Annotated in this window: 13 protein-coding genes; 6 read left to right on the top strand and 7 right to left on the bottom strand. The window is 32.3% G+C overall.

The window, feature by feature from the left end:
- Positions 1-65: 65 nt before the first annotated feature.
- Positions 66-1469 (top strand): hypothetical protein, encoded by a 1404-nt coding sequence (locus tag WDZ41_02420; protein MEX0940188.1) that lies wholly within the window; start codon positions 66-68, stop codon positions 1467-1469.
- Between the two features lie 62 nt (positions 1470-1531).
- Here the strand turns inward: WDZ41_02420 and WDZ41_02415 are convergent, their stop codons facing one another.
- The 3 genes from WDZ41_02415 to prmC are packed head-to-tail and all read right to left on the bottom strand — an operon-like array spanning position 1532 to position 3677.
- Positions 1532-2092 (bottom strand): PilN domain-containing protein, encoded by a 561-nt coding sequence (locus WDZ41_02415; protein MEX0940187.1) that lies wholly within the window; start codon positions 2090-2092, stop codon positions 1532-1534.
- Complete coding sequence (locus tag WDZ41_02410; GenBank protein MEX0940186.1) at positions 2079-2786, bottom strand: hypothetical protein; 708 nt, start codon at positions 2784-2786, stop codon at positions 2079-2081. The genes WDZ41_02415 and WDZ41_02410 overlap by 14 nt, the downstream gene beginning before the upstream one ends.
- A gap of 3 nt (positions 2787-2789) precedes the next feature.
- Positions 2790-3677, bottom strand: a complete 888-nt coding sequence (gene prmC, locus WDZ41_02405; protein ID MEX0940185.1) for a peptide chain release factor N(5)-glutamine methyltransferase — start codon at positions 3675-3677, stop codon at positions 2790-2792.
- Between the two features lie 93 nt (positions 3678-3770).
- On the opposite strand from prmC, the gene WDZ41_02400 reads away from it, so the two are divergent.
- Positions 3771-3980 (top strand): hypothetical protein, encoded by a 210-nt coding sequence (locus WDZ41_02400; protein ID MEX0940184.1) that lies wholly within the window; start codon positions 3771-3773, stop codon positions 3978-3980.
- A 2-nt stretch (positions 3981-3982) separates the two neighbouring features.
- Here the strand turns inward: WDZ41_02400 and ftsY are convergent, their stop codons facing one another.
- The 3 genes from ftsY to WDZ41_02385 all read right to left on the bottom strand — a co-directional run bounded on the left by ftsY (position 3983) and on the right by WDZ41_02385 (position 6275).
- The gene (gene ftsY, locus WDZ41_02395) at positions 3983-4867 is read right to left on the bottom strand and encodes a signal recognition particle-docking protein FtsY (protein MEX0940183.1); all 885 of its coding nucleotides are present in this window, start codon (positions 4865-4867) and stop codon (positions 3983-3985) included.
- A gap of 78 nt (positions 4868-4945) precedes the next feature.
- Positions 4946-5542 (bottom strand): hypothetical protein, encoded by a 597-nt coding sequence (locus WDZ41_02390; GenBank protein MEX0940182.1) that lies wholly within the window; start codon positions 5540-5542, stop codon positions 4946-4948.
- 22 nt (positions 5543-5564) lie between these two features.
- Positions 5565-6275 carry a ribonuclease HII gene (locus tag WDZ41_02385; GenBank protein ID MEX0940181.1) on the bottom strand — a complete coding sequence of 237 codons (711 nt, stop codon included), beginning with the start codon at positions 6273-6275 and terminating at the stop codon, positions 5565-5567.
- Between the two features lie 111 nt (positions 6276-6386).
- On the opposite strand from WDZ41_02385, the gene WDZ41_02380 reads away from it, so the two are divergent.
- From WDZ41_02380 to rpsR, 3 genes are all read left to right on the top strand, one after another.
- Entirely contained in the window at positions 6387-7061 is a 675-nt protein-coding gene (locus WDZ41_02380) for an XRE family transcriptional regulator (protein ID MEX0940180.1), read from the top strand.
- 177 nt (positions 7062-7238) lie between these two features.
- Positions 7239-7739, top strand: a complete 501-nt coding sequence (locus tag WDZ41_02375; protein MEX0940179.1) for a 30S ribosomal protein S6 — start codon at positions 7239-7241, stop codon at positions 7737-7739.
- Position 7740: 1 nt separating this feature from the next.
- Entirely contained in the window at positions 7741-8034 is a 294-nt protein-coding gene (gene rpsR, locus WDZ41_02370; GenBank protein ID MEX0940178.1) for a 30S ribosomal protein S18, read from the top strand.
- 69 nt (positions 8035-8103) lie between these two features.
- Here rpsR and WDZ41_02365 read toward each other — a convergent pair whose 3' ends face one another.
- Positions 8104-9564 carry a hypothetical protein gene (locus WDZ41_02365; protein MEX0940177.1) on the bottom strand — a complete coding sequence of 487 codons (1461 nt, stop codon included), beginning with the start codon at positions 9562-9564 and terminating at the stop codon, positions 8104-8106.
- Positions 9565-9755: 191 nt separating this feature from the next.
- Here WDZ41_02365 and typA point away from each other — a divergent pair.
- Positions 9756-11362 (top strand): translational GTPase TypA (gene typA, locus WDZ41_02360; protein MEX0940176.1); only part of this gene is annotated, 1607 nt, incomplete at its 3' end.

Genomic DNA, 11362 nt, shown 5'->3' with positions numbered 1-11362 from the left:
AGTATGTTTTAAGTATATATTTATGTAAAAAATTAAAACTTAAAAATTTTTATTAGGAATGAATTATGAAAAAGTTATGGTTTTTACTTTTGTCTTTGGGGTCTATAGTTCAGTTAAATGGAATGGAAAATGATTTTTTAAGGCCAGATTCTTTAAATCATGCTGGTATTTGGATTAATATAATGGATGAATCAATTTCTGGAAATGAATTTTCTTCATTAGATAAAAAGCGTATCAGAAAAATAGATGAGTTTCGACCTTTTAATAATGTAGATAATAAAAATAAAGCGGTTATTGTGGTAACGCATGGTACTTGGGGTACTGAATCAACACAATATTTTAAAGAGAGAGAATTTAAAGATAAAGAAAAACAAAATTATCTTGATATTAAACGATTTGCAACCTGGTATGCTTTTGCTCATAAAAAAACCGTAGACTTAATATCATTTCTTTGGAGTGGAGAATTATCTGATCAGGAACGTATAAATGCAGCTGATTTTCTCAAAAAATATTTAGAAGAAAATTATGAAATTGATACAAAAACCTCATTTATCAGTCATAGTCATGGTTGTAATGTTATTAATAATCTTTCTCAAAAATTATTGCTACCAATTGATATGATAATTCATCTAGCATGTCCAATAAGAGGCCTCGAGGGAAAAAAATATGGCCCCAAAAATTTTAAACAGCTTATTCATTTTTATTCAGAAGGTGATGCAGTAGAGCCGCTCGGAAGGTATCCAGAATGGATGCTTAAATTATTCGCTTTAACTGAAATTGGCCAAGTAGCATATCCTTTGATTAACAATTCTTCAGAATCAATTAAATCAAAACTAATTAAAAGTGTGGCAATAGGAACTTCTTTTATGATTATGAATAAATATCTTTACCATCTTTGCATTGATAATTATTTTGAGCGACAAGATAATGCGATCATTATTGGTTTAAAAACAAAAATAAATGGAAAGGATCCAGGACATTCTGATATAAGAAGAACCGGTCATCCGGAAATAGCAGATACTTTAATATTTCTGCCGGAAATTTTGACCAAATTATATCGTGAATACCCTGCTCATGTTGCGAATAGTTGTGTTGCTAATTTAGACATTAAAGGTAGCGAAAATAGTGAATGTTCAATTAATATCTCAGACATAAAATTAGATTTAGATATGTTTTTAAGATATAAAAAAAATCATAAATTGCCAGAGGTAATCCCCTTTATTGGTTTTAAGGCTTCTCATATTAAAAATGAAAATGATTTAAAAGAATTACATAATATTCAACTTAAAAACGATTGGAAAAAATGTAGTTCACTAAATGATTGGGTTGATGAAGAATTTAAAATTAATAAAATGTCAACTAAAACTACAGATAATTACGGCTGCAAAATTGAATTTATACAAATTAAGAATATTTTTAATCAGAATGATTTGGAAGCAGAACATAAAAAATCTAACAGTTTATATTAGATTAATATTTTAAGAAGTAATGCTCATGGCTTTTTAAGTCTTGGCGTTACTCAATTTATAAATTAAGAAAGAATGAAATTCTTTTTAATAGTTCCTTTAATAACAAATCGTAATGGGGCATGAGTAGACTTATTTGAAGCTTGATGTGTTAATGAAGTTAATTGAATTTTATCAAAAACATCAGTAGTTTTTAGTGCTTGTGAAAATGCAATTACTTGTTGCATACCAAAAGCATGTCCTTCAAGCTGCATGGATTTTTTTTCTTGTTTATATGTTGTTAATGCAACTTCTTCTGGAATTAAAGAAGAAATTATTTGCAAATAATGGCAAGGATTTGCCGGTTTGTGTAAAAATTTATCTATTTTTGCTAATTTTTTTTTAAGAATACTATGTTGATCATTAAAAGATTTAATTTCATTTAAAAGTGTTTGTTCATATGCAATGGTGTTTTTTAAATTTCTATATTTTGTTTTATATTGCCATAAGCTATATATGCCATGTATAGCATAGATTGTTATTAAGCTAAATATTAAAACAAAAGCAATAATTGTCAGGTAGAGCCAGTATATTAAACGCTGTTTTTTTTGCGGAGAAAGCGTCTTTATTAAATTAAATTCTTTCATATGCTGAAATTCCTGCCAAATAAGCGCCAATTGCTTCAAATAATTGCTGTTTATATTGTATGAGTGAAGAAGTAAAGTTAATGATATGTGATTCAACATCCCATTGATCAATACAATAACGAATACTATTTTGCAATGAAGCGTGATTGTTTATCACTGCATGAGCCAGCTGATCAGGGAAAAAATAATTGCATGCGTGTAATAAAGATATACGTTGAGAAAGTATTTTAGTGTAAGTAATCGGTACCATTAATGCGATTAATTGTTGTTGGAAAAGTAATTCTTTGGTAATTGCACAACAATAATAATAGGTTTTATTCGATTGTTTTACATAGCTCATTGGTTGATAATCCCAAAAAATAGGAACATTCTTTGCGCAATTAAGATGATATATTTGTGGTATTTCGGTGCCAAGATTAATAATTTGTTCAATAAAACCGGGACCACCTAAAGAAAGTACAGCATCCGATTTTTTTAAATTATGCTTTTTAATAAAATTTTGTAGTGTACTTTTAATAAATAAACTATTGAAAGTAATTAGATTTTTAAATTCAAATCGTTTCAATATTGTTGCTTGATAGGCTCTTACTTCAAATTGATTTTGTTTTAATTTTTCAAGCCAATAGCATGCTAGATGGTTTTGATTAAGATGGACTGAAATAATATGCTTACGTTTTTCACGCAAAGAAAACATTTATTATAGCCTTCCGGTAACAATTCGGTCTTTTCCTGATAAATCTTTTTTAATTTGTACATTTTTGAATGTTGCATTTTCCATATAGCTTTTTACTACTTGTCCTTGTTTGTAGCCTATTTCAATGATGAGTTGTGGAATTTTTAAAGAAGTTAAAGCAGGATTTTGTCGTAACCAATTATGTGCATTATCAATAATTTTTCTGATTATTGTAAGTCCTTGATCATCGGCCACTAATGCTATTTTTTCTTCCCATTTTTTAACCATCGGTGAAAGATTTTGCCATTCCTCGGGCGCAATATAAGGTGGATTACTTACAATTAAATCAAATTTATATTCTTGAGGAATTTTATCATAAATATCTGAATGCAAAAATTTAATATTTAAAAGCTTATTATGCTGCGCATTTTTTTGCGCTAAAGCTAAAGCATGCTCTGAAATATCAGTACCAATTACTGTTGCTTGTGGTAATGCTTTTGCTAATGCCAATGCAATGCATCCTGAACCACTACATAAATCAAGAATCATTATATTTTTATCAGGAAGTTGTTTTAATTGTTCAATGAGCTCACAACACCACTCTTCAGTTTCAGGGCGCGGTATTAGTACTGGTGGCTCTACCAAAATTTCAAGATTGCAAAAAGGAACTGAGCCAAGAATATATTGTAATGGTTTTAAATCTTGACTATGTTCCTGAATCCATTTTTTTAATGTTGCTTCTTGTATTTCGGTTAAATCTACGGTTTCTTGGGCAATTAATTGTACTTTTGTTTTTTGAGTAACTGCTTGTAATAACCACCAGGCTACTTGCTGTTGCTCAACAACGTCTTCATAAATATGTTTGAGTTGGTCGGCGATTTCTTGTATGAGAATAATAACATTATATTTCATATATACTTCTAATCTCTAAGGATTTTTGATTACATTAAACCTAACAATTTTTTGAGAGCCGATAAAGAAAAATAAAATGTATGGAGAAGTTGTATGAAAAAAAACTTAGTTTTTTGTGTAATCCTTTGCTTGAATAATTTATGTGCAATGAGTGGTTGGAGTAAAAAAAATTATCAATTACAGCAAGCAAGACGTCATGAACAGATAATTAAAGAGCAGCAAGCGGCACAGGCGACACAATCAAAACAAGAAAATGAAAAAAATAGTGCTCCACAAAACAAACAGAAATTAGAAAAAAAATAAATTTATTCGGCAATTAATTGCTGCACATATTCAGGAGGGTTAAATTGTTTGAGATCTTCTTTTTTTTCACCATGAGCGATATATGCTACTGGAATTTGGAGCGTTTCATTAATTGCAAAAACAATGCCACCTTTTCCAGTGCCATCCATTTTAGATAACACAATGCCATTAATTTTAGTGCAATCGTGGAAAACTTTTGCTTGCTCGAGTGAATTTTGCCCGAGCATTGCATCAAGCGTGAGCAGGGTAGTGATCGGTTCAGTAGGAAATTGCTTGAGAATAATTTTTTTAATCTTAGCAAGCTCATGCATTAAATTAATTTTTGTTTGTAAGCGCCCAGCGGTGTCAATAATAAGAATATCATAATTATCTTTTTTAAATTGTTCGCAGCCAGCAAACACAACAGATCCCGGATCTTGATTTTCTTTGCCACATACAATATTAACGCCAACTTTTTCTGCCCATTGTTTAAGTTGATCACTTGCCGCAGCACGGAATGTATCACCAGCTACTAATAAAACTTTTTTTCCTTGTTGCTGGTATTGATAGGCTAGTTTTGCTGCACCGGTGGTTTTGCCACTGCCATTAATACCAACTAATAAATAAATACGATTTTCAGAATGAGTAAATGGCTTTAATAGATTAACAAGTTCTAGTTCGAGTGCTTTTTTTAAATCCTCACCTTGTTTAATAATGCCTTGGCGAAATTTTTCTTTAAGATTGGTTAAAATAACACGGGTCGTTTGAATGCCCGTATCTGCTTCAATTAATAGTTGCTCCAACTCTTGCATTGTTTTTTCATCAATGGAAGTGCGAGAAAATAGCCCTTGAATCTTATTAAACTGAGAAAAAATAGTGCCAAATGTATTTTTTAAAATATTAAACATGGTAATTATTTTCTAAAAAAAGGTTAATTTTTTATAGTATATCAGTTTTTTTCTATTTTTTTAATGCCAAGTGCTTTATTAAGAAGAATGGATTTGTTCGATTCTTTGTAGCAGCAGCTTGAGCCGTCTATAGTCGTTACCATTTAATAAACAAAATTGATCAATTAATTCCTCAAGATAATCTTCATTCAGTATCTGATGATCTTTTAATTGCTTGAGGATAGCGAGTAATAATTCATCAAGACTAAATAATTGATTAGAAAGACTAAAAAGGAGATGGAGATATTTATGTGTGCTAAAAAACTCTTTATATAAATCTTTTTGGAGTAAAGTGATAAATGAGTGAATTTTAGGTGGCTCAGGAGCTAATTGATAAATAATATTACCACGTTCTCGATACCCAATAATAAGGCAAGAAAACGTAGTTTTTAAAAATTCAAAAATTTGTGGTTGTTCCAGCAGCAATTCTTCTTCGCTTTTTTGATAAGCAAATGGGTAACGAACCGGATCCATGGAGCCAGTTTGAATTTGATGAACAATGCCGAATAGCATTCTTTTTTTTTGTTCAATAACCACTAATGAGCCAAATGCAGGGAAATTATTCCACTCCCAACTTTGTGCGAGCCAACCAGTTAATGAACTTTCAATAACCTCAGCAAAAGATTTTGTTTGCACGAGAAAATCCTTAATTAATAATTTATTCTATTTTTAATGTATGTTCATCATTTTTTTCAAAAGGCAGCGTAGCTTGTTCATCCGAAAGCCAGTACTTATTATCTAAAAAGCGCAGACGATGAATAATTGAATGACCGTGTTCTCTTATTGCTTGTTGATGAACCTTGGTGCTATATCCTTTATGGCGCGCAAATTTATAGTGCGGAAATACTGGATCGAGTTTGCGCATAATTTCATCACGAATGTTTTTTGCAACAATTGAAGCAGCAGCAATCGAACTTGATTTGCGTTCGCCAAATGGAAAATAGATAACTTCTAAATTGCTATACGCTGTTTTTTCAAGATTAACGGGCATTGCATCAACTAAAATTTTTTGAGGCAGATTGGGGCAGTGAGCAAATAATTGCATTAAGGTTCTCTTCATCGCACGAAGCGTTGCATGATAAATATTATATGTATCAATATCTCTATGATTTATAATGCCATATGAAAACCATGCATTTTTACGAATCCATGCAAAGCCTTTTTCACGTTCTTCTTGGTCAAGTAATTTGGAATCTTTAAGTAAGCGACTTTTCTTATTAGGAAATAAAATAACGGCGGCCGTCACAACAGGACCGGCTAAACAGCCACGTCCAACCTCATCAATACCACAGACTAATTGATTTTCTTGCCAATTTTGAGTTTCAAAAAAATCTTTGTTGAAGCGCTGCTTGTATTTTATCGTGGGCATGGGGTTTTCTTTTCCATTTGACAAGAATATTTAAGTGTGTACAATTAGAATTAATTATAGTTGTATAACCATACTATCACATTTAATACAAATTAGTAAGAGGAGCTCATTATGTCTTCCTTGACAGAATTGCGTGTTAAAGAGTTGCTCAGGGAAAAAGGATGGACCACAAAAGTCTTAGCAGAAAAGACTGGGATGTCCGAGAGTTACTTAACGCATATAAAAAATGGAACCAGGCGCTGGAATGAAGATTCATTAAGAAAGCTAGCTAACGCTTTTGAAGTAAATCCAGTTGATCTTTTTGCACAACGCAAGCAGCGTACTGATAACATAGACAGTAATGTAAGCATGCCAGAAAAATCTGATGTTGAGTTGAAAGTACAAATTATTCCGGTTGTTGGAGAAATTCCTGCTAACCCATCTCCTTATAATAATCAACTTATGCAAATTACAAGCGGACATAAAGATGAGTTCGTACCAATCTTAAATACCACAGATAATGCAATGTTTTCTTTTTCAGTTGATAATAATCTTATGGCGCCGATTTTTGTAAAAGGTGATTTGTTAATTATTTCACCAGAAACATGGACGCGTTCAGGAGATATTGCGGCTGTTGAATATGGCAACGATACGGCTACTCGTGCGATTATGCAAGTGACTTATACTGAAGACTTCATAGTCTTAGAATCGGTTAATCATAAACAAGCACCAGTTGCGTTAGTTCGTGGCAAAGATCATTTCAGAATTATTGGCCGTGTTATTCAACGTCACCAAAAATTGATCTAAAAATTAAATTAAGCCGCTCTTATGAGCGGCTATTTTTTTTTCAAGCTAGCAGAAAAGCTTTTTTTTTGTTATATTCTTTTTAAGAATGCCCATTTCTAGGGTGTTTTTTTAGATAACTAAATAAAACCAATGTTTTATAATGCTTTAAAGCATTTCCAATTAGTAGGAGTTCTTTTTATGGTTCGTTACGAAACCCTTATTTTATCCATTCCCGAAATTACCGCGGATGAAACATCTGCGTTAGAAAATGAGTTTGAACGCTTAGTAAAGAAAAGTGGCGGTTCAATAACTTCTTTTGAACGATGGGGTAAATACAGACTTGCCTATCCTGTTCAAAATAATGAATACGGTGTCTATTTTTTAACTCGTTTTGAAACTAATCTTAATAATGTTGATGAATTAACTAAGGATATTCATTCATTGTTTACGGTTAAATATCCTCAAATGATCATGCGTTTTATGAATTCTCGTCTTGATATGGATCAATCACTAACATATTACAAACCTGAATCTCTCGAAGATATTCCTTCACAAGATGTCGATACTTTTTTAAGAGAAAACAAAATGGAAGGATTACTTAAAACAACTGGTACGTTAGAAGCGCCAATGCCCAAGGTTGCCAAATCAGTAGAAGAAGATGATGAAAATGACGCAGATTTAGAAGAAACTGAGGAATAAAATGGTAAAAAAAAGAACATCAAAATTAAAAATTAGCAGTCGTTTATTACGTAAAAAAGCACGTAGATTATCTTTTGCACCTCGTAAGCATTGCCGCTTTTGTGGAGCGAAACAAGTAGAAACTGTGTTGGATTATAAAAATGTACCAGTGTTAAAAAGCTTTTTAACTGAGCGAGGTAAAATTTTACCTTCGCGTATATCTGGCGTTTGTGCGCGTCATCAACGTGCGCTTTCGCATGTAATTAAAAAAGCACGCGTGATGGCGTTATTACCATATTATGCGCCTGAATTTTAAATAATTTGGCATAAGTAAATTTATAAGAGCTGATCAATTCTTAAAAGTTTTGATTAGCTCTTATTTTTTTTAGAATGGGATATGTTTCTTAGCTTGTTCTAATATAGCTTTATACATTGATTGCCATAAAGCAAAGTTATAATAAAGCTTGTTTTGTAAGTCATTTTCAAAAACTTCATTAGTTAAAGATGTCATATTTTGGTCTATGTCCCAAAGTATCACAGATATTCTCGGTTTTGTTGTAAGTTGTTTTTTTCTAATTTCACTCTGCTTTTTTTCAATTTCAAAAATTTGCTGTTCAATGAGCTTCTGTTCTTTGTTAAGTTCATTAAAAAAAGAGCGAAGTTCATTTAAATTGATAGTGATTTTTTCTTGATTAGGTATTTTTCCTGAAATCAATTGTTCAACTAATTGTGCAGCAGGATATTTTTTGGCAATTTGATTTGACCAATCATAAACTTTTATTTTTTTTATTTTTAATTTTTTCATTTTTTCAAATAATTCTTCAAAACTTTCGCCCTTCTTTTGCGGTGGTCTTTGTTGAGTTTCTTCTCGATATATTTTTTTCCAGTTTGTTTCGGCAAGCTCATTAAGAAGATGGCCGATATTTTCTAAGCTTTGCTTTTGTTGATTGGTGAGTGGTGGAAGCACCTCACGTACATGGCTTGCAAGTATAGCGATATCATTCGCGAACTTCTCTTTGTAATTAAGGATTTTTTCTCGTGCTTGTTCATAGATTTTTGAGGATGCTTCTTGAGCCTTGGGAATAGAAATAGCCTTGTTTACTTTTTCAATAATTGTTTTGAAAATTGATTGCCATAATGAATAATCATAATATAATTTGCTCTGCAAATCATTTTCAAAAATTTCACGAATCAAATTTTCCTGGTTTTGAGTTAGTTCATTATAAATTTCTATTATTCTTGGTTGTGATACCAGCTCTTTTTTTGCTAATTTTCCTAGCTTTTTGCTTATCTCTGATAGTTGTTTTTCTATCCTTTTTTGTTCTTTATTGAGTTCATTAAAAAAAGAATGGAGCTCATTTAAATTGAGGGTGATTTTTTCTTGCTCAGGAATTTTTCCTGAAATCAATTGTTCAACTAATTGCGCGGCAGGGTATTTAACTGCAATTTTTGATGACCAATCGATGTATAACTCTTCTTTTTGTTCCTCTAATTTATCTAATTTTTTAGTTAATTCTTTTAAAGTTCCTGAGCCTTGCAAGGTTTGCGGGATTCTTTGAATATCTTTATATTCTTTTTCCCAATTCATTGTGGCAAGCTCACCAAGAAGGCTCTGTATATTTTTCAACGATTTTTTTTGGCTATCAGTAAGCGGGGGGAGTACTGTAAGTACATGAACTGCAAATGTTGCTATATCATTTGCAAACGTATCTTTATAGTCAAGAATCTTTTCTTTCACTTGCTTATAGGTTTGGGGACTTCTTTCTTGAGCCTGGATGTTCAAAATAGCAGTATTGAACAAGATTAGCCCGAGCAAAATAGGAATTAGGCTCATGATTTTTTTCATTTTTAAGCTCCTTTTCTCTTTTTTAAGTATATCAAATACCATTTCTATCTGTAAATAAGGTTTTAATTTATGCTCATTTTTGGGGTGACTATCACGAAATATTTTGCTAGACTTTTAGAAAAGAATTGATAAGCTAAGAACAAGGGTAATTTTACAAATAGAAAACTTTTATAAAACATTGGATAGGGATTATGTCAGAAAAAATACGAAATATAGCCATTATTGCCCATGTTGATCATGGAAAAACCACACTGGTAGATAAGCTTTTAAAGCAAGCAGGAATGCAATTTGATGCATCTGCTGATCGAGTGATGGATTCAAATGATTTGGAAAAAGAACGTGGGATTACGATTTTAGCCAAACAAACTGGTATTGCTTATAATGATCACCGGATCAACATTGTTGATACACCGGGGCATACTGACTTTGGTGGCGAAGTAGAACGTACTCTGCAGATGGTTGAAGGCTTCTTGCTTTTAGTTGATGCGGCAGAAGGTGTATTGCCTGGTACCCGATTTGTACTCCGTAAAGCTTTGGAATTAAATCTTAAGCCTTTAGTTCTTATTAATAAGATTGACCGTCCCGATGCAGAAATTGATCGCGTAGAAAATGAAATTAATGACTTATTTTTAGATTATGCAACTGATGAAAGCCAACTAGAATTCCCTATTTTATATGGTTCGGCTAAATTAGGCTTTGTAAATCAAGATTCTACTCTGATGAGTGGCGATATGTCTCCTTTATTGGATGCCATTATCAAGCAAGTACCAGCACCAAAACCCCGTGCAGAATATTTGCAATTATTGGTAACCAACCTCGATTATTCAGATTTTTTGGGAACTATTGCAATTGGTAGAATATTTAGTGGTTCATTATCAGTTGGCCAACAAATTGTATGTTGCAGAGATGGCAAAATTGGCAGACCAACAAAAATTACCAAAATGTATGTATTTGATGGTTTAAGCAAAAAAGAAGTAGAAACCGCAGAATATGGTAATATTGTAGCAGTAACTGGATTTAATGATCCGGTTATGATTGGTTCTACTATTTGTATGCCGGAAAACCCGACTCCGTGTGATTATGTATCAATTGATGAACCGACATTATCAGTATTTCTATCAGTTAACGATTCACCATTTAGCGGAAAAGATGGTTCTTTATTGACGTCTCGTCAAATTAAGGAACGTTTAGAAAAAGAATTAAAAACAAACGTGGCATTACGCGTAGAACCAACTGATTCACCAGAAACATTTAAAGTATCTGGGCGAGGTCAGCTGCATCTTGGTATTTTATTTGAAAATATGCGTCGTGAAGGCTTTGAGTTTCAACTTTCTGCACCAGAAGTGATTTATAAAACTATTGATGGCACCAAGCATGAGCCTGTAGAATTTGTAATGATCGAAGTAGATAATGATCATCAAGGTGTCGTAATGGAAAAGTTAGGCAGAAAGAAAGCTGAATTAAAGCATATGGAGCCGCTTAAAAATAACCGTTTACGTATGGAGTTTGAAGTGCCATCTCGTGGATTACTCGGATTTCGTAGCCAATTTTTAACCGATACACGAGGAACTGGTTTGTTTAATTGTCATTTTTCTGGTTATCAACCATATAAAGGTGATATTCCGACCCGTACTAAAGGTGCTATTGTTTCAATGGAGCCAGGTAGCACAACTGGTTATGCTTTAGATAACTTACAACAACGAGGTGTGTTATTTGTAAGTCCAGGTGTGCAGGTTTATGGAGGCTTGATCATTGGTGAAAATAGCCGTGAAGGTGATATGTCAGTAAATCCATGTAA

The sequence above is a fragment of the Candidatus Babeliales bacterium genome (genome assembly GCA_040879965.1).
In the GTDB taxonomy this organism is placed as follows: domain Bacteria; phylum Babelota; class Babeliae; order Babelales; family JACPOV01; genus JBBDJI01.
Note: the sequence above shows the minus strand (reverse complement) of the source record. Positions and strands in the feature narration are given on the sequence as shown.